Here is a 25,844-nt window from a genome sequence, read left to right as displayed (position 1 = left end):
GGTTCACCGGGTTCGACCGTTGCCGAACCCGCGACCTCACGGCACCGAGAAGGTCACCGTGTGGTGGGTTCGTATGTTCGGAGTTTCTGCCCGGCCGTCAAGCATTTCTTCGATCGCCCCCTCTCCTCTTTTTGCGCGCCCCCGCCTCCGTCCGGCGCGTGTGCACGGTAGGCGTAATATTTCCAGGACGACAAAACGAAAGCCGACCTCACCCCTGCGCCGATCTATCCGGATTCACATGGGATCCAGGAAAAGCGCAGGGACGGGTCGGCTTTCGTTGCAAAAGATTTGACGAGCGCGGGACGGTTGTGCATCGAGGCCGATCGCCCCGCCGAACCGCAGGATCTAGAAGCCCGACGCTTCGCCTTCGGCCCACGTCGCGGCCCACGACATCGACGCCGTCGAGCGCGAGAGGCCGTAGTTCCCGCGCGGATCGATCGCGACAGCGCCGCCCGTCGATCCAATCCGGGCGCGCAAATGCTCGATCGAGCGGCGGAGCGCCTCCTCCGCGGCCACGCCCCCGCGCATGTGCTCCACGGCCGTCCGCGCGATGCAGAGCCGGATCATGCCCTCGCCGTGGCCCGTCGTGGACACCGCGCCCGCCTCGTCGTCGGCATACGTGCCCGCGCCGATGATCGGCGAGTCGCCCACGCGCCCCACGCGCTTGTTCACCATGCCGCCCGTGCTCGTCGCCGCCGCGAGGAGCCCATGACCGTCGAGCGCCACCGCGCCGATCGTGTTGCCCGCCCAGCCCATCGGCACCGCGCCCGCCCGCGCCGTCGCGAGCGCCTCGCGCGCCGCCTCCGTGACGAGCGCCTCGTCCCCGACCGGGACGAAGCCACGCGCGCGGGCAAACCGCGATGCGCCTTCGGACGCGTAAAGCACGTGGCGCCCATCGTCGAGCGCGGCGCGCGCGATCGAGATCGGATTCGCAAAGCCGCGCAGATCGCACACCGCGCCGGCCGCGAGGCCACGCCCCTCCATGATCGAAGCGTCGTGCGCGACGCGCCCCTCCTCGTCGAGGCACGCACCCGTGCCCGCGTTGAAGAGCGTATCGTCCTCGAGCACGCGCGCGGCGCGCTCCACGGCGTCGAGCGCGCTGCCGCCCTGCCGCAGCACTTCGAGGCCCGCGCGCGCGGCGCGGAGACAACCTTCCGCGTGTTTCGCGCGACGCTCGGGTTTGACGTTGCCGGCGCCGCCGTGCACGACGACGCCGAACCGGCCCAGGAATCCGCCCTGCGATACGATCGGTTCGCTCATCGGGGAGGGGCGGGACGGTAGCGCGAGACGAGCGCATGCGCGAGCAGGACGAGCGGCGGGACGCACACGACGAACGCGCTCGCGCGACCCGCCGCGACGAACTGGAACGCGGCGATCATGGCGACGACGAGGAGCACGGCGAACGCGGCACGGCCGGACGAACCCCCGTCCCGCGTGGCCCCGAGCGGCGCGGCGAACGCGAGGAGCACGAGCGCGATCCCGACGGCCGCGCGACGCTCCCCGACGGCCGCCCCTGCCGAGGCCTCCGAGGCGCGCGCAGCGACCTCGAGCGCGCCGCCGGGCCCGAGCCTCGTGCCGCGGGTCGCGTCACGCATGCCGCCGTCCGGTTCGGCGATCCAGGCGCTCGGCGCCGCGGGCCTCGGGAACAGCGGTTCGAGATCGGCGAGATCGGCGAACACGAGGGCGGGTCCGATCGCCGCGACGATCACCCCGCCGAGCACGGCGCCGCGCATCACACGGAAAGGATCCGCGCCGAGCGCTTCGAGCGCGCGCGCCTCTCCGCGTGCACGAGCGATCCTCGCCGCCGCGAGCGCGCCGATCCCGCCCGCCGCCGGCGCGAGCGCCGCGCAGAGCGCCGCACGTCGCGCGAAACCTCCACCCTCGTCCGTCGCCGTGACGACGAGCAGCACGACACACCCGACGAGCGCGGCGATGCCGAGCGCGCGGCGCGCGAGGTTCCTGTCGTAGGCCGAGAGCATCAGGGCGGCGCAACCGTCCGCTCGGCCGAGAGCACGTACGTCATCGTGCACGGCAGCGCCGCGAAGGTCGGCTGCGCGCCCGTCACGAGGTCCGTGCAGTTCGAGCCTTGCGACGGCGTGAACGAATACGCGAGCTCGCCCGTAAAGCCGCCCTCGTCCTCGTCGAGCAGCCCTTCGGCGCGATCGCCGCGCACGATCGTGCAAGGCGGCAGGTTGCTCGGCGTCTCGCCCGCGCGCATGTCGACGACGAGGCTCGTCGTGAAGGAGAAACGTCGACCGTCGGAGCCGAGCGTCCCGGGGGTGACCTCGGCGCCGCTGTCCCAGTAGAGATCGCCGTCGCCGCGCGAGAGGCGGACCTCAAACTCCCACGTCGCGGGCGAGCCGAGCGCGTTCTGCCCACACGTCGTCGTCTCGCGCGTGGCGGAGACCTCGTAGGTGCCGAGAAACGTACCAGGGTGATGGGGATCGACCTTGCCGTCGCCGCAACCCACGAAGAAGAGCGCCCCGACGAGGCCGACGAGGAAGGTATTTCCAGCGGAGAGCAACATCGCCGTGAGCGTGGCGCGCTCCGCTGCACGAGCACAAAAAAAGAGCGGGCCGGAGGTCTCACCTCTGGCCCGCTCAGGCCCCACATCCCTGTCCTGGATTCCGCGTCGACTCCCGTCGATGTCGAGATCCAAGCGGAGGCCAACTCTGACCCGGCCCGCCGGTGAAGAGGCGCGCCCTATGGCGCCTCCATGCCGGAGGACCTGATGCCCAGCGACGCGAACGCCGCTACGAGCACCTCGTGATGGTCAGTAGCCCGAAGCCTCCGGGTTAGAGCCACGGGTGTTCTGCATGGTGACCATCCCTCCTCCGGCTTGCCGGCACCCCGTTGCCGAGCCTGCGCTTGCGCGCTCGGCAGGCGTGGGTGTTCGTTCGATGCATCGTCGTGCCAAGGGCGCGGCGATGTGGTTTCGTACCGACGCCAGGGTACTCCCCAGCAGGACCAATCCCGGACGCGAATCCCTCCGGTACTGCTTCGACCCTACCATCTCAGCGTCCACGGTGCAAACCGCGAATCGCGAGAAAACCAGGCGATCGAGCGCTGCTTTGTTGCTCTGTTGCTCTACGCGGACGGCGACGGATCGGTCGGCTCGAAGCTCGCGGCGCCCGCGCTGCCCTGACCTTGCCGCACGCGCGACAGCACCGCGTCGAGGAACGACTTCGGATGCACGCCGCTGCGCACGATGCGGCGACGCTGCGGGAGCGTGACCGACTCGACCGCGAGCGACGTCGCCGTCCCACGCCCGTACGAGGCGAGCGTGACGACCGCCGTCACCTTCGTAGCGTCGTGCGTGCGACAGATCGTCACGGTGCGACGCACCTGCTCATCATCCTCGGACCAGCGCGCGAGCCAGTCGTCGGTCCTCCCGTCTGGCTCGACGATCACGAGCCGCGCGGGCATGGCCACGGCCGGATCCTCGGCGGCCGAGAGCGCCTCGCGAAAGCCGAGCACGAGCCTGCAGGGCAGCGGCTCTGCGGCGTCGCCGGACTCGAGCACGAAGCCCATCTCCCCTTCCTCGCGTTCGCCGCGACCCGATCGCTCGACCCGCGAAGGCGGGCTCTGATCACCGCGCGACGACGGCTTGCCGCTGCCCCCAGGCTCCACCGCGAAGAATGGCGAAATCACTTTCGTGACCACGGCTCGACGATACACGAGCGGCAGGCCGAAGCGCGCGGGATTTCGCGTGGAATCCGCGTCTCTCATGCCTCCGCCCGAGGCGGGAAGACGAGCCCTTCCAGTATCGCCTCGGGGCTTTCCCCGAAGCGCTCCGGTCCCGTCCGGTCCTCCCCTGGGGCCCTGCCCGCACGGGCCTGCGAAAGGCCGTTTGCGGCGGTCGACCGTGGAGGACTGACGCGCCGCGTGAAGCGACGTGGCTCATCGCACTAGGCAATCGGTCAAGGTCCGCCTAAGGTGTCGCCGAACGTCCGGCCCGCTCTCGCCGCCTTGACCGTCCGTGGCGGCGGGCGCGGCCCTCCTTTCGCACGAAGCGTCGAATGAAGCAGCTCAGCATCCCGCAGATATTTCTGCTCGTCCTCGTCAGTGCCCTCTACTTCTTCCTTCTGTGGTTCGTGGACCGGTCCGTCGACGAGCGCGTGCGCGTCTGGTTCCGGTACCTGGCGGTGCTCGGCACGACCGCGCTCGCCACGTTCGGGATCACGAAGCTCACCGACGACCACGCCCGCACCGTCGACATCATGAAGGCGGCGCTCGCCATCACGGCGGCGGGCTGCGTCTTCTACGAGCATCACCGCGCGGCGATGAAGCGCCCGGTCTCCGAGCGCTGGAAGAAGTACATCGGCGTGACGCTCGCGGTCGCGGCCATCGTGGCTTACTTCAACGGGTTCCGCTTCGGATACCCGCAGTATTACCACCGATGGGACCAGTTCCACTATTACATGGGGGCCAAGTACTTCAAGGAAATGGGGTACGACGGCCTTTACAAGTGCTCGCTCATCGCGCAGGACGAGCTCGGGGTCGTCAATTACAAGCACGTGGACGGCCGCGTCGAGCGCATCGACATGACGAAGGAGGTGCGCCACCCGGACAAGAAGATCCGGAACCTCGGCGGCGACAACCTCCTCGTGCCGGCCGCGCAGTTCCTCGAGAACCCCGGCGAGACGTGCAAGAACCATTTCCCGCCGGAGCGCTGGGAGAAGTTCAAGGAAGACGTGAAGTTCTTCCGGGCCGTCTCGGGCAAGGGCTACTGGGAGGACATGCAGAAGGACCACGGGTACAACCCGCCGCCCGTGTGGACCATCATGGGCCGGTTCTTCGCCGAATTGCAGCCGGCCAGCGTGTGGTATTGCCAGCTCCTTTCGGCCCTCGACATCGTGTACACGCTCGGCATGTTCGTCGCCCTATGGTGGGCGTTCGGATGGCGCGTGTTCGCGGTCGGGGCGATCTTCTGGGGCTGCCAGTCGTCGGCGCCGTTCTACTGGACCGGCGGCGCGTTCCTGCGACAGGACTGGCTCTTTTTCCTCGTCCTCTCGGTCTGCCTCCTCCGCAAGAAATACCCGAAGCTCGCGGGCGCGGCGCTCGTCTATGCCGGGCTCTTGCGTATCTTCCCCGGCCTCTGCGTGGTCGGCCTGCTCGTGACGGTCGGCTGGACGATCGTGCGGAAGCACAAGATGACGCGCGAGCAGGTGCAAATGCTCCTCGGCGGCACGGCCGCGGCGGCGGTGCTCATTCCGCTCAGCCTTGCCGTGTCTGGCCCGCGCTCGTACCACGATTTCTACAAGCACACGCTCGAGGTCCACGACCAGACCCCGCTCACGAACCACATGGGCCTGCGCGTGCTCGTCGCGCACGACATGAAGGCGCAGGCGATCTCGCAGATCGGCGAGGCGCTCACGCCGATCTCGGAGCGGCTCAAGGCCCGCGGCCTCATGAACCCGGACACGGTCCAGAAAATCAGCGACGTGTTCCATTACAAGGATGCCGCGAGCAAGGCCTCCGGGCGCATGAAGTTCACGAAGGACATCAAGCTCATCGATCCCTTCGAGACCTGGAAGAACATGCGCAACGAGCGGTACAAGAAGTACAAGATCGTCGCGTACCTGATCATCGGCCTCACCCTCGCGCTGAGCATCTGGGTGCAGCGCCGGATCAAGAACCTGTGGGTCGCGCAATGCCTGGGACAGGTCTGGCTGATCCTCTTGTCCCAGCTCACCTGCTATTACTACTCGTTCATGATCCTCTCGGCGCCGCTCACGAAGGTGCGGAGGGATTTCGAGGCCCCGCTCTTCGGCCTCGCGGCGCTGAGCCAGTTCGTGTGGATCAGCTCCTACTGGAACGACGACAAATACACGGCGCTCACCCTGATCTCGCTCGTCTTCTGCATCGGCCTCTTCCTCGCGCTCATGCCGAAAACGGTGGAGCCGAAGATCGTCCCCCTCCAAGACGAGCCCGACGCGACGCCCCCTGCCAAGGCCTGACGGATTCATCGCCATGAGCACGAACGACACGATCGAGACGCCCCCGCCCGCCGACATCGAGGCCCCTCCGGCGCCGAAGATGCGCAGCGAGCCCGTCCTGCGCGGGCCGAATGAAGAAAAATCCCTCGGCGCGTTCCGCAAGGTGCCGCGGACGGGCGTGATTTACGTGATGGGCGAGGCCACGAAGCACGGCTATCGCCCGGGCGTGGACACGGGCGAGGACGCCTGGTGCAACCTCGGCCAGGGCCAGCCCGAGACCGGGGCCTTGCCGGGCGCGCCGCCGCGCTGCGAGGCCGTGACGATCGCCGGCGACGATCAGGAATATGCGCCCGTCGCCGGCCTGTGGGAGCTACGCGAGGCCATCGCCGATTTCTACAATCGCGCCTACCGGCGGGGCATGCCCTCGCGCTACAGCGCGGAGAACGTGAGCGTCTCCGGCGGCGGGCGCGCCTCGCTCACGCGCGCGGCCGCGGCGCTCGGCCAGATCAACCTCGGCCATTTCCTCCCCGATTACACGGCGTACGAGGAGCTGCTCGACGTCTTCCGCCTCTTCTCGCCCATCCCGATTCTCCTGGAGAGCGAGCGCGGGTATGCCTTCTCGGTGGGCGACCTCCGGCGGGAGATCCAGGGCCGCGGCCTCGGCGCGATCCTCACGTCGAACCCGTGCAATCCGACGGGCAAGCACGTCCGGGGCGAGGAGCTCGCCGCGTGGGTCGGCACCGCGCGCGACCTCGATTGCACGATGCTCTTCGACGAGTTCTACTCGCATTACGTCTACGGCCTCGGCGGGCCCGCGCCGATGGAGAGCGCGGCGCGGTACGTGGAGGACGTCGATCAGGATCCCGTGGTCATCTTCGACGGATTGACGAAGAACTGGCGCTACCCGGGCTGGCGCGTGACCTGGACCGTGGGCCCGCGCGAGGTGATCGACGCGGTCGCGAGCGCGGGCAGCTTCCTCGACGGCGGCGGCTCGAAGCCGATGCAGCGCGCGGCCGTGCCCCTGCTCGACATGGAGCACGTGCGGGCCGAGACGGCGGCCATTCAGCGGACGTTCTCGAAGAAACGCGACCTCATGCTGGAGGGCCTCCGGAAGCTCGGCATCCAGGTCGACGTGGCGCCCGAGGGGACGTTTTATGTCTTCGGCTCCGTGGCGGACCTCCCGCCGGGCATCAACGACGGGCATTCGTTTTTCCGGGCCGCCCTCGAGCACCGCGTGATCGTCGTGCCGGGCGAGTTCTTCGACGTGAACCCGGGCAAACGAAGGGCGCACCGGGCCTCGCGGTTCCGGCACCACGTGCGCTTCTCGTTCGGCCCCGGCGAGGAGTCGTTGACGCGCGCGCTCGGCCGGCTCGAAAAGATGATCAAGAGTTACGCCTGACGCCGAGCGCCCGCTCGAACGTGGCGTCGTCGAGCTCCTGCTCGGCGGCGCGTTCGAGCGCGGCGCGCGGCTCGTCGTTCACCGCCGAGAGAGCAGGCCCAAACGCCCGAGCATCCGGCCGACGGCGCGGAAGGCGTCTGCCCGGCCAAACTGGAGCAAGTGGCCGCCGTGGAACGTCTCGAGCGGCGCGTTGAAATGCGCGGCGAGGCGGCGCGCGTGATCCACGGGGGTAATCTTGTCCTCGCTCGCCGCGAGGACGAGCACCTGATCCGAAGGGATCCGCGAGGGCCGCGCGAACGGGCTCACGACGCGGTGCACGGCGTCGAGCTCCTCGTACTGGCGGCGCTGCTCCTCGGGGCTGCCCACGAACCGGCCCGCGGCCCGCGCGACGTCAGCGATCGAGGCGAGCGGGATGATCGGGACTGCAAACGCGACGTGATCATCGACGGTCGAGAGCAAGCTCGTCGAATATCCGCCGAGGCTCATGCCCATGACGCCGACGGCCTCGGATCCGCGAGCCCGCAGAAACGAAACGAGCGCGCGCAAATCGAGCACGGTCTGCCGAAAGCCCTCGTTCGTGACGCGCGGATCACTGCCGGGAAACCGCGGCGAAGATTCGTGCGAGCGCACGGCGTGGAAAGGCAACACGAAGAGCGCGACGTCGAGGCCACGGTCGTAGAGCCATTGCACGGGCCAGAGCCGCTCTTCGAGGCGATATTGGCCGCAACGGTACCCATGAATCAGGATCGCAGCCGGCCGCGCTGGCCCCGCATGCAAAAAGAGCCGCGCTGCCGCGGTGGCGTTTGCCTCGTGCGAAAGGTATCTCTCGCGGACGTCGGCGGCGATCGGCTCGAACCGGCTCGGCCACGTCAGATCCAGCACCGTGCCCGGCTCGGGCCCGCCCATCGGCCGCACCCGCGTGATGGAGGGCGTGATCGGCGCGGGTGTCTGGAAAAACCCAAGCTCGTAATGCTCGGGCAAGTCGTAGATGCTCCGCAAGAGCGCGAGCGCTTCCATGCGCGCCGCGTGACCGAGCGCCTCGGGATCCGGCTGCGACCCCTTGGGCCGGCTGCGCCGGAGGAGCAAGGCACCGCCCACGGCGGTATCGAAGCGCGAGGCCGCAGTGCTGAGAAGGCTGCGTATCACGAAGCATTCCTACCACGGAGAGCGCCCCCGACGGAAGCCTCGGCCCCACGCCGGCCATTGACGCGCGCCGTCGAAGCACGCAACCATGCCGCTTCATGCGCGACGAACCCGCCACGGTGACCGTGTCGATGGACCTGCCCTCCTCGCTGATCTTCCAGCGCCTCCGCGCGCTCGGCCGCGTGATCGGGCTGCGCATCACGCTCGGCGGTCGTACGCTCGATCTCTCCCTCGAAACCGGAGCTTCCGAGCGCTCGCCGTCCTGGTCCGCCGGCGACGTCGAACGTCCGGAGACGCTGAACTTCCGCACACGGGAGCTCGTGGTCGGTGGGCTCCTGTGCCCCAAGCTCTTCGGAGACCCACCTGATCCTCGGCGATGCGCCCACATCGCGATGGTCGACCCCGTGGTCCCTTGGCCCGCGCGGCAGCTCCTCGCGCCGCTCCTCGCAATGACCGAGGACGACCTTCTGGAGCTCTCCTACAAGGACCCGGCCGCGCTCCTTTCGCGCATCGGCGAGGCCGAGGCCGCGGGGCGGCGCGTGAATGGTTGGTCCCCGAACGAGCTCGTCTGGTGGTCGATCCCTTTGATCACCCCTCCCCTGCGCGCGGCGAGCGTGGAGGAATCCATGGAGCTCGGGGGCACAGCGAGCTTCGGCCGCGCAATTCACGATGCGTATCGGCGCATCCTGAACCGGAGAAACCGGCTCCGCCGATTGAAGGAGCTCGCGGCGCCGGACGTCATCGTCGAGAACGAGCGCCGGATGGAGATCGAAGCGGTCGACCAGCTCCTCGCGAACCACGAGCTCGAAAAACCCTGCGTGTACGAGGACGACGAAGAAGGCACGCGAACACCGATGATGGACGCGACCACGCTGTTCCTGGAGGCGCTCACGCCCGCGCTCGTGAAGGTCGCCCAGACAAACCCAGGCGACGGGTGGATTACGAAGGCCGCGAGCCTCCGCGACGCGCGGGGCAGAACGGGCTCACGCATCTCCGCATTGTGGAGCCTCGCGGCCGAACGCCCCCAGGAACCGTTCGGGGAGGAAGGCATGAAGGTGCTCTTGTTCTCGGGACTCGAACATCTCATGAAATGACATCGGCGGAAGCGGGGTGAGTCGAACACCATGCCAATGGCACGCACCGAGTAGCAAACGGGCTGGGCCCCACGGCCGATTCTCGCTTCCAAAACGAACGGCGGAAGACGGAGGACTCGAACCCCACACCCGGAGGTGCCCACTGTGTTCGAAACAGGTCTGATCCCTGATCAGTTCGTCTTCCAGCATGGCAGAGAGCAGAGGAGTCGAACCCCGCAGCGAGGCTGCCCTCCGTGTTCAAAACGGCGCCGGGTCCACACCCGGAATGCTCTCCACGGCGGAAGAAGGAGGACTCGAACCTCACACCCCGGAGGGTGCGCACTGTTTTCCAAACAGGCCTGATCCCTGATCAGATCTTCTTCCAGATCCCACGCTCGGCGCCGCAGCGCCGCGTGGGGGTGAAGGTAGGGGGTTACGTTGGATGGTCATGCTCAGAACCGTCGCCCAGGGCGTCCTCGATCTGCGAGCAACCGCGCCGAGTCGGGCACGTTGGAAGGCGACGCGGCGCTCGTCGAGCGCGCGCCTGCCGGCGATGAAGCCCCGTTCGCCTCGACGATCCGCGAGGCGATCGCGAGCAACAGAACACCAACGAGCACGACTGCAGCGACGGCTGCAGACTCCATGGGCAAACGAATCCGAGCGCCCTCGAATTGATTCGTCTCGAGCGTCACAAATATCTCCTCGGTGAGGGATTGTTCAAAAAAGGTCCCACGGGCAGCGCCCGGGGGAGCGGCTCCGAATGAGCCCCACGCTCCGCCGCGAAGCGTGGGGAAACCTCAGCTCGCGGCGCAGTAATGCACCCAGATCTCGGGGATCCTGCGCGCGCCGAGCCGGACGACGGGGGCCGCGGGCAACCACCGGGGCTTCTCGGGCTTCTTCAAGAGCTTCATGCCCGCCTGCTCCGGGGTGCGACCACGCTTCTTCGCATTGCAGCTCTGGCAAGACGCGACGATGTTCTCCCATACCGTCCGACCCCCCTGCACGCGCGGCAGGACGTGGTCGTACGTGAGCTCGCCCGCGTCCTTCTGGACGCCGCAGTACTGGCAGCGGAAGTCGTCACGCACGAACACGTTCGTGCGGGAAAACTTGATGCCGCGCTTGTGCGAATTCCCATGACGCTTCAGCCGGACGACGGCCGGCGCGCGAATGGTCATCGTGGGCGAACGAATCTCGTCGTCGTACGTCTCGAGCACCTCCACCTTACCCAAAAAGCTCAGGGTCACGGCGGTCTGCCAGGAGATGACCTGATGTGGCACCATCCAAGGCGTGAGCAGCAGCGTTTGCGCGGTCATGATCCACCTCTCCGTCTACCGTCTCTTCTTCTTCATTGTTCTCTCCAACGGCGATGATCCGGTGCTCGGAGGGGGACTCGAACCCCCAATCGACCGGGTTTGAGCCGGCCACGTTTGCCATTTCGTCACCCGAGCAGCGGGATGATGGTGTCCACGGAGGGATTCGAACCCTCAACGCCCTCTCGGGCACGGTATCTGAGACCGCTGCGTTTGCCAGTTTCGCCACGTGGACATGGTCTGGGTGGAGGGATTCGAACCCCCAATCCCCGGCTCCCGACGCCGGTGCTCTAGCCAGATTGAGCCACACCCAGATGATTTGCCGCGAGTCTGGGTGGAGGGATTCGAACCCCCAGTCTCCGGCTCCCAAAGCCGGCGCTCTCCCAAATTGAGCCACACCCAGAGAAATACTGCCATATCGGTGTCATCGGTGGGAGTCGAACCCACACGCCCTCTCGGGCACAGGATCTCAGCCTGTTACGTATGCCATTCCGCCACGATGACATGAGTGTCCACGGAGGGATTCGAACCCCCATCCAAACGGTTTCTAAGACCGCCGCGTTTGCCAGTTTCGCCACGTAGACATGGTCTGGGTGGGGGGATTCGAACCCCCAGTCTCCGGCACCCCGAGCCGGCGCTCTACCAGGTTGAGCCACACCCAGATGCATTCACACATACCCTCGCCAGGAGTCGAACCTGGAACGTCGAGCTTCGGAGGCTCGCGCCTGCAAAGCCGGCAGGACGAGGGCACAGTCTCCCTGCGAGGAGTCGAACCTCGCCAGTCGGATTCGTAAACCGACGCCTGGCCGCCAGGACAGGGAGAGAAAGAGAGGGCGAGTCAGCAGCTCGCCCCCTCGGCGGATTTGCGCACCCGGCGGGAATCGAACCCGCGTCACCAGATTGAGAATCTGGCTGCCTGACCCACTAGCAATACGGGTGCGTGAGCGCGGTGAGGGAGAGTCGAACTCCCATCCCGAGTATGGCACACTCGGATTCTGCCGTTGAACCACCACCGCAATTCGTGGAATGACGGGGACTCGAACCCCGATCCCTGCCGTGCAAGGGCAGTATTCTACCCAGATTGAACCATCACCCCATTCGAAGGCGCCCCCGAGGAGGATCGAACTCCCCTCGCCCGATCGACAATCGGGCTGCCTCACCAGATGCATACGAGGGCAAACGAGAGTGGAGAAGGCCGGATTCGAACCGGCGACCCCCTGACTGCCAGCCAGGTGCTCTACCCACTGAGCTACGACCCCAGAGGGGAGCCGCCCAGAGACACCGCCTGGCCTCCCGCTCATGGCCATGGTGTCTCCGAGCGACTCCTGCGAACGAGTGGAATGACGGGGACTCGAACCCCGATCCCTGCCGTGCAAGGGCAGTGTTCTTCCGTTGAACCATCACCCCGAACCGTGACATCTGCGCCGTCGACGGGACTCGAACCCGTGTCCGCCTCATAGAATGATAACCTTCCCCTGCCGGCCCGACTCGGACGAGTTGTCGGAAAAGGTATTTTAGGTGCTCTACCCACTGAGCTACGACAGCAAAAATGTGGGACAATTGCGATAACCATCATCGTTCGGCCCGGCCCCCGGGCGAGGGTTTGATGACGGGTGTACACGACGATTGTCCCAGCGCCCCCGGGGGGATTCGAACCCGCCCTCACCTGATCGACAATCAGGCTGCCTCACCAGAGAGCATACGGGAGCAAACCGGGCGAGGAGGCGCGTGTGGAGGCACGCGCCCCTTCGTCCTTCGACTGCAATTCAGGCCCTCGAGAAATCGGCCATTACCTGCGGTGCGGCCGCGTCGAAGCCCACGACGTCCAGCATGCCGGGGTCCTGCGGATCGGCAATCGTGAAGCCCGTGGAGGTCATGCCGACCACGACGAGCTTTGCGGGACGGCCCATCGCCTGACGGTAGTTGCGGAGCGCCTGGAACGGATGAATCTCACCCGCCCAGGTCTCGCTGTCCGTGTAGACGACGAACGTGTCGACCTCGACCTTGTTCTTCTGAGCCCAGATCATCGGCAGCGCGCAGTCCGTGCCGCCGAAGGGCAAACCATTCACCATGCCGAGCGCGTCGTCGAGGCGTTGCTTCGGCGACAGAGGCAAAGACATGACGCCCGAGACGCCGCGAGGGCCAAATGCACCACCCGCGGAGGCGAAGGCCAGGGTGCCGAACGACGGCTCGATGCGCGCCGTCGCCATCGCCATGGCCGCGCTCGCGACCCGAGGCGTGAGACCCGGGATCCCCGCGATCGCGCCCGAATCCATCGAGCTCGATACGTCGAGGGCGAGCAGGTGCTTTTTCCCCGTCGGCTCGATGGACCGGAATGCGAGGTAAAACGCCTCGTCCAAGGCGTCCACGATCTCGCGCACCGGCTCCCAGGTGAGCGCGTTTTCGCGCTTCTGGGCACGCTCGCCCCGGCCTTGCGCATACACGCGCAATGCGGAGAGAACGCTCACCGGGTGCATCCGGGCCCGCCGGAGCCGCTCGACGTCCGTGAGGCGCGTGGCCACGAGCCTCGCGGCCGCGCTCATGGGCGCGAGCAACCCGACGGCGGTCATCTTGCCGAGGTTCCGGAGCAGCGCCGTCTGCGGCATGTGGGGGAGCAGCGCTTCCCACACGGCAGGGTCGTTCTTCCACTCCGTGGGCACCATCTCGTGCGTGAGCCGATGCTCGCGCACGAGCGTGACGAGCTGCTCGCGCGGCGCATCCTTGGCCTCCTCGAAGGCCCGCACGAGGGCCGGCAGCTTCTCGGGGTCGAGCGCGCCGCCCTTGGCAGCCTCGTTCTTCACGGCGCCCATCCCGCCGACGATCCAGCGGTACATCGCGCCGTGCTCGTCCGTGACGGGCGTCGGGTGCGAGAGCCGCAAGAGGTCCTTGTGGCTCCAGCCGTCCCGCTGCCGGTATTTCACGGCCTGGTAGGCCACTTCATCCGCGCTCTTGCCCTGGTACCACGCGCCGATCGCGCTCCGAAGGCCGCGGCCCCAGCGCCGGAAGCCCTCCACCGCTCGCGCGAAGTGAAAGAGATCCGTTCCAGTGCGACAAACCTCCGGCAAGGCCACGAGCGCGGACTTGCGGACCTCGGGACGGGCGTGCCCCGCAGCCATCGCCAAGGCGAAGATCGCGGGCTCGTTCTTGGGCGCGCGGCCCGAGCGGCTGATTTCTACGATCCGCCGGACCGTCCGCTCGCCGTCCGCGTCGAGGCAACGGCCGAGGACACGCGCGTTGTCCTGCGTCAAAGCGCGCTCGGTGGCGTAGTAGGTGCCGCCCTCGCAGCCGAGGACGAGCCACCGGTCGAGGCGGGCCCAGTCGTCGAGCTCGAAGACGAAGCCGCCGGCGTCGTTTTCGATCTGATCGGGCCGCGCCTTGTCCTTTTGCCGGGTGAACAGCGCGGCGAAGTGCTGGATGTAGTTGGCCATGGGAACCTCCGGCCCGCGCTGCGGGCGAGCGAAAAGAAGCAAGCAAACGAAAGAGCGACAGATGAGCGTTTTGATCTCGGGCTTTTGCACCAATTTTCAGTTGGGTAACCGAGACCCTCCGACCCGTCCCTCGGTTGGACGTACGGGAATCGAACCCGCCTTCGCAGGGTCACAACCTGCCCTCATCAGCCAGATGAGTAACGTCCACGCAATGGCGCCCCGTGGGGGAGTCGAACCCCCGGCAACCGGATTGAAAGGCCGGTATCCTGACCGCTAGACGAACGGGGCTTGATGAAAGGGGGGTTGGTGGTGAGGTCGCCGGGCCCGTTTCAAGGAGCACGGCGACCCCACCACCACCAGAAGCGGAGCCCTCGCCCGGAATCGAACCGGGAGACCCTGGATACGAAGCAGGGCGCTCGACCATCGAGCGACGAGGGCAAAAGGCGGCTCCAACGGAGGGATTCGAACCCCCATCACCTCGCTTAACAGGCGAGTGCTCTACCGGCTTGAGCTACGTTGAAACGCGCAGGGGCGACATGCCCCTGCGGCATCGCGTTGTGTATCGGAATCGATTGTCATAGAACGAGTCCCGCCACCGAAGAGGAGGGATGCGTCGTGGATCCGGAGGGGATCGAACCCTCGCCTGCCGCTTAAGAGGCGGCTGCTCTACCCTTGAGCTACGAATCCGAAGCAGACGGCGCATCGCGGGCGCACGTCTCCTCGAGCGCGTGGGTTCACGCGCCGGTGTGGACGGGAGGACTCGAACCTCCAAGCAAACGCGGATGGTTTACAGCCACCTGGGCTCACCCATGCCCAGCGTCCACGTGTCGGGCTATCGATAAACTTGCTGCGCGCCTCGAATCGTCGGTCGGGCTCCTCGGAATACAAGAGTATTCCTGCGTCGCCCTCCCTAGCTTCGAGGCGCTCGCGGCGTTTCTCGACAGCCCGTCAATCTTTCCCAGGGCCCCCACTGCCGCGCTGCCTGCGCAAAACGACGAAGGCCGCCTGGGGTTTCCTGGGCGGCCTCCTCGGACACGTCACGTCGTGACGATCCTAGGATCCACCCGTATCGAGCGGCTCGAGACCACGCACCGGGCTCGATTCGTTCGCTGCATGATCTCGCGAAGGGCTCCGCAGGAGGCCCGAGAGGCCCTCGCCCAGCAGCTCGCCGGCGCTCCCCTTCGCGTCCTCGTTATACAGATACTTGTCCATCGCTCTTCCCTCGCCCCGTTTATCTTTACTTCGTTTCGACGTTCGGGTCAACCATTTTATTCGCCGTCCCGTCGATTTTATTTTCGTCGTCTGCCGTCATTGCATTCGGTAGATGGAGGATCCGGGAGGCCTCGAACCTCCACGCTTCCGCTTCAGAGGCGGACACTCTGCCCATTGAGCTACGGATCCAAATCCACGTCCCCCGCGTCCCCGCCGCCGCGCTCGAAGCGCAAAAACGAAGAAGGCCGCCAGGTTTCCCGGGCGGCCTCCTCGGATACGTCACATCGTGACGATCCTAGGATCCACCCGCATCGAGAGGAGCGAGACCACGCTTCGCCATCGCGCGCGATTCGCTCGCCGCCTGATCACGCGAAGGGATCTGCAACCCCGAGACCCCGAAGAGGCCGGCGCACGGCAGCTCGCCGGCGTTCCCCTTCGTGTTCTCGTGATACAGACGCTTGCCCATCGCCATTACCTCGCCCGTCTCTCTACATTCATTTCGACGCTCGGTCAACCATTTCATTCGTCGACCCGTCGATTTTATTTTCGCATCTCGTCTGCCACGCTCATCACGCAGCATAGAGGATCCGGGAGGGCTCGAACCTCCACGCTTCCGCTTCAAAGGCGGACGCTCTGCCCATTGAGCTACGGATCCGCATGAGAGAGCCCATCCCGCGTGTTCACGCGCAGGCGCTCTCCCCTGCCCTTCCCCGTCCCCTCGCGTTTCGTTGTACATCCATTTCGACGTTCGAGGCAAGGAAATGTTTTGGCCGGCTCGTCGATTTTATTTTCGTCTCTTTCCAACCCCGTTCGCTTCGAAATGAATCACCGAGCTTCTCTCTATAAGGAGGTGGATCCGGGAGGGCTCGAACCTCCACACTTCCGCTTAAAAGGCGGCTGCTCTACCCATTGAGACTACGGATCCGCATTCTGCGAATACACCTCGGGCATCATCGCATCGAAATCGATGCGATCCCGCGTCGAGGACACACCACGGCCCCGGCACGCGCGCGCCCTCGATGCGAATGCAATCGATACACGCCTGCCCCGGAGCGCATCACGCGCCCTCACGATCGTTCTTCCAAACGAAGCCCAAGAAGGCCCCACGCCCCGCTCTGCGAAGCGCGAAGAGCCAAAGAAAGCCCCGCTCGATACACCTCTCCCCGCAAAGGGCCTCAAGACGAGGCCCCATTCGAGGACAAAACACTCCCCTTCCACCCCGCCCACGATGTTCCCAAACGAAGAACGCCGCGGGGAGGCCAATCAGGCTCGATACACTTGCTGCGCCCCCTGGATCGTCAGTCGTCGTGCTCGGAATACCGGCGTATTCCTGCACCCTTCTTCCTGGCTCCAGGACACCCGCGGCGTTTCTCGAGGGCTGAAAAACGCCGAAGGCCGCCTGGGATCTCCCGAGGCGGCCTTCGCAGTCGTCAGAATGACGCTTGCTCTACCGCCTAGGTGCCTTCCTCCGGGTTGCCGAGTTGCCGCGAATCACGGAGCGTATACCCGCGAAACGACTCAATTTTACCGGACTTGGGCGCCAGATGACTCGCCCGCTGCAACCCACCGAACGCCACGCACGCGACGCCCGCTGCCATCAGCTCGGCTCGTTCGTAGTTTTGGTCGGTCGCGGGGCGGATCAACATGTAGAAACTCTCCGGCGAGAGATACTCGTCTCGGATCGACTTTGCAACAAAAAAGTTCCCGCTTATCTCATTTTCTTTTGGCTCCCCGTCGTGAACACGCATCGAGAACGAGATGCGCACCCCCGCCGAGGCCCATGACGCCCTGCATCGCGGATGCCACGGGCGGAGACCGCCCCGGGCGGCTAGCAAAGTGCCGTCATCGGGACGCTATGGAACGACGGCCCTCGCTGGTAGAGTCGCCGCCCTTCCCAGCCCCGGGGACCCACGAAGCCCCCCGATGGCGCGAGAGATCGCGCTCCGGGCAGAGACCAGGAGACGTCATGGGCAAGTTCACCGTCACGAACGAGATCAACTGCAACGAGGAGATGTTCTGGAAGGTCTTCTTCGACAAGGAATTCAACGAGAAGCTCTACAGGGGCCACCTGGGCTTCCCCGACTTCCGCATCCTCGACCAGCGCGACAGCGACACCGAGACGACCCGCAAGGTCGCCGGGACGCCCAAGATGAACGTGCCCGGCCCCGTGGCCAAGGTGCTCGGCTCGAACTTCAGCTACACGGAAGAAGGCCGGTTCAACAAGGCGACCAAGGTCTGGTCGTGGAAGATGACCCCCGGCAACATGGCCGACAAGCTGCGTAACGAGGGCACGATGCGTATCGAGCGCGTCGGCGACACCAAGGTCCGCCGCGTCGCCGAGCTCGTCATCGAGGCAAAGGTCTTCGGCATCGGAGGCCTCATCGAGAGCTCGGCCGAAAAGCAGCTCCGCGACGGCTGGAACGATAGCGCCGGCTTCATGAACGACTGGGTCAAGACCCACACCTGACGACGCCCCGGCCCCGGACGCCCGCCCGCGCCCCCCGACCACCTCGCCTGGACCGACGATTGCATCGCCCCGGGCATGAAAGGTCCGTCAAGGCGAGCGAGGGGGCCGAAGCCAACGCCGCGCAACGCACGAATCGCACAGCGTCGCGCGGACGAGCGCGGGAGCCCCATCACGTTCGGAGAGCCGGGCCGTACCCCCAAAGCACGCAAGGAGCCGCTGCACCTGCCCCACGTGGTCATCGTGGGCGGCGGCTTCGGCGGGCTCTACGCCGCCAAGGCCCTGCGCCACGCGCCCGTCCGAATCACCCTGCTCGACCGCAAGAACCACCACCTCTTCCAGCCGCTGCTTTATCAGGTCGCGACCGCAGGCCTGAACCCGGCCGAGATCGCCGCGCCGATCCGGCGCGTGCTGCGCGATCAACGAAACGTACGCGTGCTCCTCGCCGAGGTGACGGGCGTCGATCCCAAAGAACGAACGGTGACGTCGTCGGCAGGGACGTTCGGATACGATTATCTCATCGTCGCGACCGGCGCGAGCCACTCGTATTTCGGGCACGAGGAGTGGGCGGCCATGGCCCCGGGGCTGAAGAGCCTCGAAGACGCGCTGGAGATCCGGCGCCGCGTGTTGCTCGCATTCGAGAAGGCCGAGTGCTGCGCGCCCTCGCAGGAGGAGCGCGCAGCGTGGCTGACGTTCGTGATCGTGGGCGGAGGGCCGACGGGCGTGGAGCTCGCCGGGACGCTGGCCGAGGTCGCGCACCATACCGTGGCAAACGACTTTCGCGTGATCGATCCGACGGCCGCGCGAATCGTGCTGGTCGAGGGGATCGATCGCGTGTTGCCCACGTATTCGGCGCTGCTGTCGGCGCGCGCAGAAAGGCAGCTCCAGCGGCTCGGGGTGGAGGTGCGCACGAACGCCAGGGTGACGGGCATCGACGCGCAAGGGGTGCAGATCGGCGAAGAGCGTATCGCCGCGAAGACGGTGCTCTGGGCCGCGGGCGTAAAAGCCTCGCCGCTCGGACAGGCCCTCGGCGCGCCGCTCGATCGCGCCGGGCGGGTGAAGGTTTCACCGGATCTGTCGGTGCCCGGGCACCCGGAGATCTTCGTGATCGGCGACCTCGCCGTGCTGGAGCAGGACGGCTCGCCCGTGCCAGGCCTCGCGCCCGCGGCGATCCAGGAGGCGCGCCATACCGCGAAGAACATCGTGCGGTCGATCCAAGGAGAGGAGCGGCGGCCGTTTCGATACCTCGACAAAGGCACGCTCGCGACGATCGGGCGCAACGCGGCGGTGGCAGATCTCGGGCGCCTCGAGCTCTCGGGCTTCGTCGCGTGGCTCGCGTGGCTCCTAATTCACGTATTTTTCCTGATCGGGTTCCGGAATCGGCTCCTCGTGCTCTTCGATTGGGCCTTTTCCTACCTGACCTACGAGCGCAGCGCGCGGCTCATCACGGGAGACGGCCCGAAGGCAGCCCCGGCCGAGCCTGCGCCCCGGCGCTGAGCGGCGCGCGATTCTCCGAACGAACGCGGAAGGCCCCGCCGCCCTGGACGCGCGGCGGGGGCCGTGATAACGTTCACAAAGGTCTTCGCCAGCACGCGTAGGCCGCACCTTTCTTTTCGCGGCGCCGGCGCGCGGCGCCCCCAACCCATTCGCCGGAGCACCAATGACCCACGAGCGCATGGCCAAAGGATTGACCCTGCTTTGTTTTGCGGCCGCGACGTTGTTCGCCGCCTGCAGCGGGGGGGATGAACCCGAGACGCCCGAGCAAAAATACTGCAATCAGCGCTGCGATTGCAACAAGTGTACGGAGCTGGAGCTCGGGTCCTGCCTCGACGACAAGATCAACCAGAAGGACGAGGCAGCGGACGCCGATTGCAAGGATGAATACTCGACATTCCTCACCTGCCTGACGGCCGACGCCGCCTGCAGCGACGGCGATTACGACGAGTCGGTGTGCTTCGCGGAAGAGAGCGATCTCGATTCGTGCCTGAGGCCGCCCCCGACGTGCAACCTCGTGAACAACGGCGTCTGCAATGAACCCGCGCCGAAGGGCGACGGGCTCTGCGCGGCGGGGTCCGATACGAAGGATTGCGCCATTCCGACCTGCCCCTCGGCCGGCGACGGGTTCTGCGACGAACCGGAAGGATCCGGGCTTTGCGCAGAGGGATCCGATCCGCTCGATTGCCCCGCCGAGACCTGCCAGACCTGCTACGACTTCATCCAGAGCCCCAACACGAGCACCCTCTGCGACGCGTCGGGCTCCATCTTCGCGGCCTACTTCGACTGCGCGTGTGTGGGGTCGTGCGCCGACTATTGCCAGGCGTCGCTGTGCTCCGGCGTCTCGCCGGACGCCGACTGCGACAATTGCATGGCAGCGCTCTGCCCGACCGAGTACGACGCCTGCCTCGCCGATTGACCCCGGCGCGCGCGTCACGCCCGAAGCGGGGTGCGCCCGTCCTGCGCACGTGCGTCCCCTACGCACGAGCGCTCATCGCCGGATCCCTTCGATTCCCGCCTCCCCTGCCATTTCCTTCGCAATCGTCCGCTCTTCCCGATTGATATCGGGAATCGCCTGCCCACCCGCGGCCGAGGCCGCCTGGCATTCTGTTTGCCCAGGTGTGCTCGGGGACGCCCGTTCGGCCGCCCGAGCCGCGCCCCCGGACGGGAAAAGGAGGGCAAACATGAACGTCGGGAAAGCATTCTTCGCAGGGATCGTCGGCGGCGCCGCCATGACGCTGATCATCGCCGCCGCCCGCGCGGCCGGCGCCTCGGCGGACGTCGCGCAGCTCCTCGGCACGTTGCCCGGCAATGCGCCGACCAGCCTGTCGTGGCTCGTCGGGTTCCTCGTGACCATCCTGATGTCGGGGCTCATCGGAATCGCCTACGGCGCCGTGTTCGAGACCATCACGCGGAGCGCAGGCGCCGCGACGGGCCTCAAGGTCTCGCTCGTGCACCTCGCGCTCGCGGGCATCTTCGTGGGCCTCGTCGGCTTGATGCACCCGCTCGTGCCCGAGGTCGTGGCCGCGCCGGGCTTCTTCATGTCGAGGTACGGCGGGCTCGGGATCCTCTCGTTCGTGGCCGCGCACCTCGCGTTCGGCGCCATCGTGGGCGCGCTCTACGAGACGGTGACGCCCGAGGAGACGGCGCAGCTCAAGTGATTCGCGTCGCGAGACAACAAAAGGAAAAAGGCGCGGGCCCGTCACAGGGCTCGCGCCTTTTTCGTCGTCGCGCCGCCGATCAGGTCGCCGCGGGCGGTGTCTCCGGATTGGACATCACGCCGCCGAGGGTCAGGCCCTCGTCGATCGATTTCACCGCGCGCTTGGCGCGCTTGCGGATGTCGACGTGCAGCGAGTCGTCGAAATTGATGGCCGAGAACGCGCCGCGCGCCTCGATCTTCTTTTCGAGGCCGAGGTAGGCCTCCGCCTCGTTCCAGCGGAGCTTCCAGTCGCGCTTGGCCAGGTTTTCGAGCTTGCCCGCGTCCTCGACGATCTCCTGGTAGCGCTTCTCGTTGCCGAGATGCGTCCAGAGCTCGGCGCGGAGGTCGTCGTCCTCGGGGCGGAGCGCGACGGCCTTCTTGAGGAGGTCGATGCCCTCGTCCTTCGCGCCCGTGGCGATCTTCGCGCGCGCGAGCGAGCGCCACGCGCCGACCGCGTTCGGATGCGCGTCCGCGAACGCCGCGAGCGCCGGGATCGCGTTCGAGACGCCCTGGATGTTCGTGGCCGCGTCCGCAGGCCAGAAGCGATACTGGAGCGCGAGCAGATCCCCCGGATCCGCCTCGAGCGCCTTGTCGAGCGCCGCGCGCGCCTCGTCGACGTTGCCCGCGGCCGCGAGCGAGCGCCCGAGCTCGACGTACGCGCCCGCCGACTGCGCCTTCTCGACGTACGCCTTCGCCGCCGCGAGGGCATCGTCCCGCCGGCCGAGGTCACGCAGGGCCGCGATCTTCGCGAGCTCGCCGCGCTCGGCGGAGCCGGCATCCCCGAGCTTGATGATGCGCTCGGCGATCGCGAACACGACGATCGGGCGGGCCTCGCGCTCGTGGTACGCGAGCTGCTCCAGGTAATACGCGGCGTCGCGCGCCTCGGCATCCCACACGGAGGTGAGGTACTCGTCGACCTTGTCGCTGCGCACGTACGTGAGCGAGGCAGCGTCGCGCGGGTTCTCGTAGACCGGCACGAGGACGCCGAGCTTGGCGAGCGCGTCGAGCGCAGGCTGGCAGTCGGGCTGCGCCTCGAGCGCGAGGACGAACTCGTCGATCGCCGCGTCCTTGTTGCTCAGGGTCGCGTGGACCTGGCCGAGGCCCACGTGATAATCCGCGTCGCCCTCGAAGGTCTTGCGGAGCGACTGGTACGTCTTCAGCGCGGCCGGGTAATCACGCAGGGCCGTCTGCGCCGCGGCGAGGTTCAGGCGCGCGGCGTGATCGTCCGGATCCATCGAGGCGATGCGCTTGAGCGCGGAGAGCGCCTTTTCGAAGTCGTTCTCGGCGAAGCCCTTCTGCGCGCGATCGAGCAGCGGCGCCTTGTCGAGGAAGACCTCCAGCGCCGAGACGAGCTGGCTGTTCTTCTTGCGCCAGTTGCCATCCTTGCCCGCGGGCGAGTCGTTGAGGAACGACTTGATCCACTTGCGGGCGTTGTCGATGGACAGGCCTTTGTCGGCCAGACCCTCGAACTCGCTCTTGGGAATGGGGAGCTGCGGCGGCATCCCCTGGCGGCGAGACATCTTCGGGTCCAGAGCAATCATGACCCATTCTTCGTCTTTGCTCATCGCGGATCACGGTAGCGAAAGGCCGCTTCCGAGATCAAGCGCGGAAGGCTCGCGCCACGCCGCGTCAGGAGAAGCTGATCACGATCACGACGAGCACGAGGAGCACCACGCCGACGCCGATCGCGATGAGCACCGGCGTCGGCAATCCGAGCACACGCGGCCGCAAGCGCGTGGTGAACGCGTCCGCATCGAGCTCGGGCGCGGGCAAGGCCCGATCCGGCAGGCGCGTCGCGCCCGGCGGGACGGAGCGACCTGGCACGGGCGGCGCCGGAGGGATGGGCGGCGGCGCAGGAATGGAAGGGGCCGCGATCGGAGGCACCGAGGGGGACGGTTTCGGCGCGAGGGCCGGGAGCGGCGCCGGCGGCGGGATCGGCGGCGGCGCCATGGCCCCGAAGCCCGGGGGCGGCGCGCTCACGCTCTGCGCGGCGGCGCCCTCGGTCGCGCGGGCCGAGCGCTCCATCGCGAGCGCGACTTCGAGCCGGCGCAGGCCATCCGTGACGCTTTGGGCTTTCCCGATCCGGAGCGCCTCCGCGGCGATCGCGGCCGCGTCGCTCGTGGCCTTGGCGAGCGCGGCCTTCCGCTCGGCGCGGGCGTACGCGGCCTTCGCCTCCTCGGCGAGGCGCATGGCCTCGATCGAGAGCCGCTCGGCCTCGCTGCGCAGCCGATCCTCGCCAGTCGGATCCGCGAAGACCGGAGGCGGCGGCGGCGCCGAGCCTGCGCTCCGGGCGGTGACGGGCGGCAAGGGCACGGAAGGATCGGGGGCGACGATCTGACCCGGCGGCGCCGAAGGCATGGAGCGCGCGGCCGTCGCGGCGCGCACCTTGCGCAGCATGTCGCCGATGGGCGCAGTCGGATCGTCGAGATCCTCGCTGTCGGCGGGCTCATCGCGGCGGCCGGAGCCGGGGGGGAGTTTGCCCTCGAGGACGGTCGCGAAGCTCGGCTGGGGGGCGCGTTTCTCGTCGGGGGCCTCGGGCGGGGGCGCGGGGCGCGCGGCGGCGACGTCGGCGGCGACGAGCTTCGGATCGAAGGGTTTGCCCCCTTTGAACTGCTGGCGCAGGAGCGCGAGCTGCTCGGGCGTGCCTTTGACGAGCGTCGGGACCTCTTCGCCCCAATCGACCTCGCCCTCGCCCGTGCCGCGCTCCGACGCGATCCGCGGCGCGTTCCGCAGCGTACCGACCCGCCGCGGCGTGACCTTCGCTTCGGCGGTCGCGTCCTCGGTGATCTCGTGCGCGTCCGTGCTCAGCGGGCCTGTGGCCTCGGCCGATCGTTTGGTGCCCGGACGTTCGGTGGGCGGAGGCGAGTCGCTGCGCTTCGGCGGGTCTTTCGGGAGCGGGGCCACGACCGAGCCGCCGGTGAACGTGGGCGGGCGGGGTTTTGCCTTTTTGACTTCGGGCGTCTGGCTCGCGATCACGCGCTCGAACCAGGCCATCTGGCGCATCGCGTTCCGGCGGACGAAGCGGCCGAGGGCCTCCTCGTTTTCCTCCATGTACCCGTGCGCGCTGAGCCACTCGTCGAGCCGCGCGAGGATCTCGGCGACCGACTGGAAGCGCGCCTTCGGATCCTTTTCGAGGCACTTGCTCACGATGCTGACGAGCTCGCGATCGATCCGCGGCCGGAGCTTGAAGAGATCGGCCGGGGGCGCGGTCATGAGCATGCGCGCGAGCTCCATGTCGTTCGGCGCGACCCAGGGCCTGCGCGCCGCGAAGAGCTCGAAGAGCATGACGCCGAGCGAGAAGATGTCGGCGCGCGCGTCGATGTTGTTGCCCGTGGCCTGCTCGGGGGAGATGTACTCGAGCTGGCCCTTCACCATGCCCGTGAGCGTGCGCGTGAGCCGTTGCTTCGCCTTGGCGAGGCCGAAGTCGGTGATCTTCACGTCTCCCTGGAACGAACAGAGCACGTTGCCGGGCGTGAGATCGCGGTGGACGAGGTACAGCGGCTCGCCGCTCGGCGCGCGCAGGGCGTGCGCGGTGCCGAGGCCACGACAGATCTGGCGTGCGAGGAAGACGACCATCCGCTCGGTGAACGCCTCGCCCGTGTCGAAGATCGTCTTCATGAGCCGCGCCAGCGAGACGCCCTGCACGAGCTCGACGGCGAGGTAGAGCCCCTGATCGTCGCTGCCCCAGCCCACGACCTCGACCACGTTCGGGTGCCGGAGCGCTCCGGTCATCCACATCTCGTCGCGGAACTGGGCGACGAACGCGGGATCACTGGCGAGGTGCGGGTGGAGGCGCTTGACGGCGACGAGGCGACCCTCGGCGGGGCCGTGGGTCACGCGGCAGAGATCGACCTTCGCCGACTCCCCGGCCGCGATCTCCGCGAGCACAAGGAAGGAGAGCGCGGACGGGTCTTGCCCAGGAGGCGGCGGCATTCGCGGGTCAGTGTATCAAACCGTTTGCCGCGCCGCAGCGATCGCTTGCGAGAGTCCGCCGAGGTTTGCCTTGAGGTGCACGTCGAGGTGATCGTCCTTGGTACGGATCGCCCGGACCGAGGCCACGGGCAGGACGATCGAGAGATAACGACGAACCTTGGGGTTTTCCGCGATCTTGGGCACCTTCATGAGGTCGAGCGTGAGGCGATCGTCCTTGGCCTCGACCAGCATGGGCGGACGCTTCGGCATGAAGGCGACGAGGTTGCCGGGCTTCGAGAGATCGAGCGCGCCGGATTTGAGGAGGCCGGCGAGCGGCGAGCTCGAGTCGCCGAGCACGGTGAGGGTGAGGCCCTCGATGCGGACCCCGATGCGCATCTCGGTCAAAGAGATGGCGATCTCCTCGATGTGAAGGATGAGCGAGGCGCGCAGCGGCGTGCCCATGGCATCGACGGTCGCGGCGATCCGCACGCCGGGCGGCGCGGCCTCGATGACGATGTCTTTCGGGGCTTTCTTGTTGTCCGGGACGAACTCGCGCGCGAGGTAACGCAGGGCATCCATGGGGATGGAGGCGCGCAGGCCGAGGGCGCTGCGCAAGGCGCGGACGATCTCCTCGGGGTGCTCTTTCAGGTAGTTGCCAGCGGTGCGGGCGAGGACGCGGGGATCAGGCTTGGGCATACGAGGGGGTAGAACCTTCGCAGAGGTGCGCTCTTCCGCGCAAGGGGCGCGAACGGGAGGTTCGTGACGGCGAAG

Annotated in this window: 20 protein-coding genes and 26 tRNA genes; 7 read left to right on the top strand and 39 right to left on the bottom strand. The window is 67.3% G+C overall.

The features are described from left to right. Positions 1-345 precede the first annotated feature (345 nt). From E8A74_RS33850 to E8A74_RS33835, 4 genes are all read right to left on the bottom strand, one after another. Complete coding sequence (locus tag E8A74_RS33850) at positions 346-1,260, bottom strand: isoaspartyl peptidase/L-asparaginase (RefSeq protein WP_136933237.1); 915 nt, start codon at positions 1,258-1,260, stop codon at positions 346-348. Then, positions 1,257-1,979 carry a hypothetical protein gene (locus E8A74_RS33845; protein WP_136933236.1) on the bottom strand — a complete coding sequence of 241 codons (723 nt, stop codon included), beginning with the start codon at positions 1,977-1,979 and terminating at the stop codon, positions 1,257-1,259. Before E8A74_RS33845 ends, E8A74_RS33850 begins: the two co-directional genes overlap by 4 nt. Continuing rightward, positions 1,979-2,527 carry a hypothetical protein gene (locus E8A74_RS33840; RefSeq protein WP_136933235.1) on the bottom strand — a complete coding sequence of 183 codons (549 nt, stop codon included), beginning with the start codon at positions 2,525-2,527 and terminating at the stop codon, positions 1,979-1,981. Before E8A74_RS33840 ends, E8A74_RS33845 begins: the two co-directional genes overlap by 1 nt. A gap of 560 nt (positions 2,528-3,087) precedes the next feature. Further along, entirely contained in the window at positions 3,088-3,663 is a 576-nt protein-coding gene (locus E8A74_RS33835) for a hypothetical protein (protein WP_136933234.1), read from the bottom strand. 356 nt (positions 3,664-4,019) lie between these two features. Here E8A74_RS33835 and E8A74_RS54190 point away from each other — a divergent pair, with 356 nt between their 5' ends. Together E8A74_RS54190 and E8A74_RS33820 are read left to right on the top strand one after the other, a co-directional pair. After that, positions 4,020-5,960 (top strand): DUF2029 domain-containing protein, encoded by a 1,941-nt coding sequence (locus E8A74_RS54190; protein ID WP_211365506.1) that lies wholly within the window; start codon positions 4,020-4,022, stop codon positions 5,958-5,960. 79 nt (positions 5,961-6,039) lie between these two features. Then, a complete protein-coding gene (locus E8A74_RS33820; protein ID WP_136933254.1) occupies positions 6,040-7,338 on the top strand; it encodes a pyridoxal phosphate-dependent aminotransferase in 1,299 nt (432 codons plus the stop codon). 78 nt (positions 7,339-7,416) lie between these two features. Here the strand turns inward: E8A74_RS33820 and E8A74_RS33815 are convergent, their stop codons facing one another. Beyond that, positions 7,417-8,484 (bottom strand): alpha/beta hydrolase family protein, encoded by a 1,068-nt coding sequence (locus tag E8A74_RS33815; RefSeq protein WP_136933233.1) that lies wholly within the window; start codon positions 8,482-8,484, stop codon positions 7,417-7,419. A 95-nt stretch (positions 8,485-8,579) separates the two neighbouring features. On the opposite strand from E8A74_RS33815, the gene E8A74_RS33810 reads away from it, so the two are divergent. Continuing rightward, entirely contained in the window at positions 8,580-9,575 is a 996-nt protein-coding gene (locus E8A74_RS33810) for a hypothetical protein (RefSeq protein WP_136933232.1), read from the top strand. Positions 9,576-9,676: 101 nt separating this feature from the next. On the opposite strand, the gene E8A74_RS53015 is transcribed toward E8A74_RS33810, so the two are convergent. From E8A74_RS53015 to E8A74_RS33695, 31 genes are all read right to left on the bottom strand, one after another. Then, positions 9,677-9,759 (bottom strand) — tRNA-Ser (locus tag E8A74_RS53015). Between the two features lie 94 nt (positions 9,760-9,853). After that, positions 9,854-9,938, bottom strand: a tRNA-Ser gene (locus E8A74_RS53010). A gap of 413 nt (positions 9,939-10,351) precedes the next feature. Then, on the bottom strand, positions 10,352-10,867 hold the full coding sequence (locus E8A74_RS33805; protein WP_136933231.1) for an HNH endonuclease: 516 nt from the start codon (positions 10,865-10,867) through the stop codon (positions 10,352-10,354). A 62-nt stretch (positions 10,868-10,929) separates the two neighbouring features. Next, positions 10,930-11,002 (bottom strand) — tRNA-Leu (locus E8A74_RS33800). A gap of 10 nt (positions 11,003-11,012) precedes the next feature. Beyond that, positions 11,013-11,099: transfer RNA gene (locus E8A74_RS33795), tRNA-Leu, on the bottom strand. 1 nt (position 11,100) lies between these two features. After that, positions 11,101-11,178, bottom strand: a tRNA-Pro gene (locus E8A74_RS33790). A gap of 15 nt (positions 11,179-11,193) precedes the next feature. Then, positions 11,194-11,267, bottom strand: a tRNA-Pro gene (locus E8A74_RS33785). Between the two features lie 19 nt (positions 11,268-11,286). Then, a tRNA-Leu gene (locus E8A74_RS53005) sits at positions 11,287-11,368 on the bottom strand. Positions 11,369-11,373: 5 nt separating this feature from the next. Then, positions 11,374-11,448 (bottom strand) — tRNA-Leu (locus E8A74_RS33780). Between the two features lies 1 nt (position 11,449). Beyond that, a tRNA-Pro gene (locus E8A74_RS33775) sits at positions 11,450-11,526 on the bottom strand. Positions 11,527-11,730: 204 nt separating this feature from the next. Beyond that, positions 11,731-11,804: transfer RNA gene (locus tag E8A74_RS33770), tRNA-Glu, on the bottom strand. A gap of 5 nt (positions 11,805-11,809) precedes the next feature. After that, a tRNA-Gly gene (locus tag E8A74_RS33765) sits at positions 11,810-11,880 on the bottom strand. A 6-nt stretch (positions 11,881-11,886) separates the two neighbouring features. Then, positions 11,887-11,960, bottom strand: a tRNA-Ala gene (locus E8A74_RS33760). A 9-nt stretch (positions 11,961-11,969) separates the two neighbouring features. Continuing rightward, positions 11,970-12,041, bottom strand: a tRNA-Asp gene (locus E8A74_RS33755). 9 nt (positions 12,042-12,050) lie between these two features. After that, positions 12,051-12,123 (bottom strand) — tRNA-Ala (locus tag E8A74_RS33750). Positions 12,124-12,200: 77 nt separating this feature from the next. After that, positions 12,201-12,271: transfer RNA gene (locus E8A74_RS33745), tRNA-Ala, on the bottom strand. Positions 12,272-12,286: 15 nt separating this feature from the next. Further along, positions 12,287-12,409 (bottom strand) — tRNA-OTHER (locus tag E8A74_RS53000). A gap of 90 nt (positions 12,410-12,499) precedes the next feature. Next, positions 12,500-12,573: transfer RNA gene (locus tag E8A74_RS33740), tRNA-Asp, on the bottom strand. Positions 12,574-12,630: 57 nt separating this feature from the next. Next, positions 12,631-14,292, bottom strand: coding sequence for a TROVE domain-containing protein (locus E8A74_RS33735; RefSeq protein ID WP_136933230.1), 1,662 nt, complete (start codon positions 14,290-14,292; stop codon positions 12,631-12,633). A gap of 134 nt (positions 14,293-14,426) precedes the next feature. Next, a tRNA-His gene (locus E8A74_RS52995) sits at positions 14,427-14,499 on the bottom strand. 5 nt (positions 14,500-14,504) lie between these two features. Continuing rightward, positions 14,505-14,580: transfer RNA gene (locus E8A74_RS33730), tRNA-Glu, on the bottom strand. A gap of 78 nt (positions 14,581-14,658) precedes the next feature. Next, a tRNA-Thr gene (locus E8A74_RS33725) sits at positions 14,659-14,730 on the bottom strand. 9 nt (positions 14,731-14,739) lie between these two features. Beyond that, positions 14,740-14,813, bottom strand: a tRNA-Asn gene (locus tag E8A74_RS33720). Between the two features lie 95 nt (positions 14,814-14,908). Further along, positions 14,909-14,979, bottom strand: a tRNA-Lys gene (locus E8A74_RS33715). 58 nt (positions 14,980-15,037) lie between these two features. Further along, a tRNA-Tyr gene (locus E8A74_RS52990) sits at positions 15,038-15,116 on the bottom strand. 229 nt (positions 15,117-15,345) lie between these two features. Further along, positions 15,346-15,504 (bottom strand): hypothetical protein, encoded by a 159-nt coding sequence (locus E8A74_RS52985; protein WP_170229570.1) that lies wholly within the window; start codon positions 15,502-15,504, stop codon positions 15,346-15,348. A gap of 113 nt (positions 15,505-15,617) precedes the next feature. Then, positions 15,618-15,693, bottom strand: a tRNA-Gln gene (locus tag E8A74_RS33710). Between the two features lie 106 nt (positions 15,694-15,799). After that, the gene (locus E8A74_RS52980; protein ID WP_170229569.1) at positions 15,800-15,970 is read right to left on the bottom strand and encodes a hypothetical protein; all 171 of its coding nucleotides are present in this window, start codon (positions 15,968-15,970) and stop codon (positions 15,800-15,802) included. A 116-nt stretch (positions 15,971-16,086) separates the two neighbouring features. Further along, positions 16,087-16,159, bottom strand: a tRNA-Gln gene (locus E8A74_RS33705). A gap of 196 nt (positions 16,160-16,355) precedes the next feature. Beyond that, positions 16,356-16,429: transfer RNA gene (locus E8A74_RS33700), tRNA-Lys, on the bottom strand. A gap of 529 nt (positions 16,430-16,958) precedes the next feature. Continuing rightward, complete coding sequence (locus E8A74_RS33695) at positions 16,959-17,270, bottom strand: hypothetical protein (protein ID WP_136933229.1); 312 nt, start codon at positions 17,268-17,270, stop codon at positions 16,959-16,961. Between the two features lie 200 nt (positions 17,271-17,470). Here E8A74_RS33695 and E8A74_RS33690 point away from each other — a divergent pair, with 200 nt between their 5' ends. The 4 genes from E8A74_RS33690 (at position 17,471) to E8A74_RS33675 (ending at position 21,123) form a co-directional block, all read left to right on the top strand. Beyond that, a complete protein-coding gene (locus E8A74_RS33690) occupies positions 17,471-17,971 on the top strand; it encodes a DUF2505 domain-containing protein (protein ID WP_136933228.1) in 501 nt (166 codons plus the stop codon). Positions 17,972-18,193: 222 nt separating this feature from the next. Further along, positions 18,194-19,465, top strand: a complete 1,272-nt coding sequence (locus E8A74_RS33685) for an NAD(P)/FAD-dependent oxidoreductase (RefSeq protein ID WP_420814224.1) — start codon at positions 18,194-18,196, stop codon at positions 19,463-19,465. 163 nt (positions 19,466-19,628) lie between these two features. Continuing rightward, on the top strand, positions 19,629-20,381 hold the full coding sequence (locus tag E8A74_RS33680) for a hypothetical protein (RefSeq protein ID WP_136933226.1): 753 nt from the start codon (positions 19,629-19,631) through the stop codon (positions 20,379-20,381). A gap of 265 nt (positions 20,382-20,646) precedes the next feature. Next, positions 20,647-21,123 (top strand): hypothetical protein, encoded by a 477-nt coding sequence (locus E8A74_RS33675; RefSeq protein ID WP_136933225.1) that lies wholly within the window; start codon positions 20,647-20,649, stop codon positions 21,121-21,123. A 79-nt stretch (positions 21,124-21,202) separates the two neighbouring features. On the opposite strand, the gene E8A74_RS33670 is transcribed toward E8A74_RS33675, so the two are convergent. The 3 genes from E8A74_RS33670 to E8A74_RS33660 all read right to left on the bottom strand — a co-directional run bounded on the left by E8A74_RS33670 (position 21,203) and on the right by E8A74_RS33660 (position 25,769). After that, a complete protein-coding gene (locus E8A74_RS33670) occupies positions 21,203-22,726 on the bottom strand; it encodes a tetratricopeptide repeat protein (RefSeq protein WP_136933224.1) in 1,524 nt (507 codons plus the stop codon). A gap of 64 nt (positions 22,727-22,790) precedes the next feature. Next, positions 22,791-25,094: a serine/threonine-protein kinase gene (locus tag E8A74_RS55665; RefSeq protein WP_136933223.1), complete on the bottom strand. Its 2,304-nt coding sequence runs from the start codon at positions 25,092-25,094 to the stop codon at positions 22,791-22,793. Positions 25,095-25,109: 15 nt separating this feature from the next. Continuing rightward, positions 25,110-25,769 (bottom strand): hypothetical protein, encoded by a 660-nt coding sequence (locus tag E8A74_RS33660; RefSeq protein ID WP_136933222.1) that lies wholly within the window; start codon positions 25,767-25,769, stop codon positions 25,110-25,112. Between the last annotated feature and the right edge of the window lie 75 nt (positions 25,770-25,844).

This window comes from Polyangium fumosum, assembly GCF_005144585.1.
In the GTDB taxonomy this organism is placed as follows: domain Bacteria; phylum Myxococcota_A; class Polyangia; order Polyangiales; family Polyangiaceae; genus Polyangium; species Polyangium fumosum.
The sequence above is the reverse complement of the archived record's forward strand: the minus strand, read 5'-3'. Positions and strand labels throughout refer to the sequence as shown.

Bases quoted from the DNA above. Each gene is read 5' to 3' on its own strand.
- E8A74_RS52985 (WP_170229570.1), bottom strand. From the start codon at position 15,504: ATGGACAAGTATCTGTATAACGAGGACGCGAAGGGGAGCGCCGGCGAG.
- E8A74_RS33850 (WP_136933237.1), bottom strand. From the start codon at position 1,260: ATGAGCGAACCGATCGTATCGCAGGGCGGATTCCTGGGCCGGTTCGGC.
- E8A74_RS33675 (WP_136933225.1), top strand. From the start codon at position 20,647: ATGAACGTCGGGAAAGCATTCTTCGCAGGGATCGTCGGCGGCGCCGCC.
- E8A74_RS52980 (WP_170229569.1), bottom strand. From the start codon at position 15,970: ATGGGCAAGCGTCTGTATCACGAGAACACGAAGGGGAACGCCGGCGAG.
- E8A74_RS33690 (WP_136933228.1), top strand. From the start codon at position 17,471: ATGGGCAAGTTCACCGTCACGAACGAGATCAACTGCAACGAGGAGATG.
- E8A74_RS33845 (WP_136933236.1), bottom strand. From the start codon at position 1,979: ATGCTCTCGGCCTACGACAGGAACCTCGCGCGCCGCGCGCTCGGCATC.
- E8A74_RS54190 (WP_211365506.1), top strand. From the start codon at position 4,020: ATGAAGCAGCTCAGCATCCCGCAGATATTTCTGCTCGTCCTCGTCAGT.
- E8A74_RS33660 (WP_136933222.1), bottom strand. From the start codon at position 25,769: ATGCCCAAGCCTGATCCCCGCGTCCTCGCCCGCACCGCTGGCAACTAC.
- E8A74_RS33805 (WP_136933231.1), bottom strand. From the start codon at position 10,867: ATGACCGCGCAAACGCTGCTGCTCACGCCTTGGATGGTGCCACATCAG.
- E8A74_RS55665 (WP_136933223.1), bottom strand. From the start codon at position 25,094: ATGCCGCCGCCTCCTGGGCAAGACCCGTCCGCGCTCTCCTTCCTTGTG.
- E8A74_RS33820 (WP_136933254.1), top strand. From the start codon at position 6,040: ATGCGCAGCGAGCCCGTCCTGCGCGGGCCGAATGAAGAAAAATCCCTC.
- E8A74_RS33810 (WP_136933232.1), top strand. From the start codon at position 8,580: ATGCGCGACGAACCCGCCACGGTGACCGTGTCGATGGACCTGCCCTCC.
- E8A74_RS33680 (WP_136933226.1), top strand. From the start codon at position 19,629: ATGACCCACGAGCGCATGGCCAAAGGATTGACCCTGCTTTGTTTTGCG.
- E8A74_RS33840 (WP_136933235.1), bottom strand. From the start codon at position 2,527: ATGTTGCTCTCCGCTGGAAATACCTTCCTCGTCGGCCTCGTCGGGGCG.
- E8A74_RS33670 (WP_136933224.1), bottom strand. From the start codon at position 22,726: ATGAGCAAAGACGAAGAATGGGTCATGATTGCTCTGGACCCGAAGATG.
- E8A74_RS33735 (WP_136933230.1), bottom strand. From the start codon at position 14,292: ATGGCCAACTACATCCAGCACTTCGCCGCGCTGTTCACCCGGCAAAAG.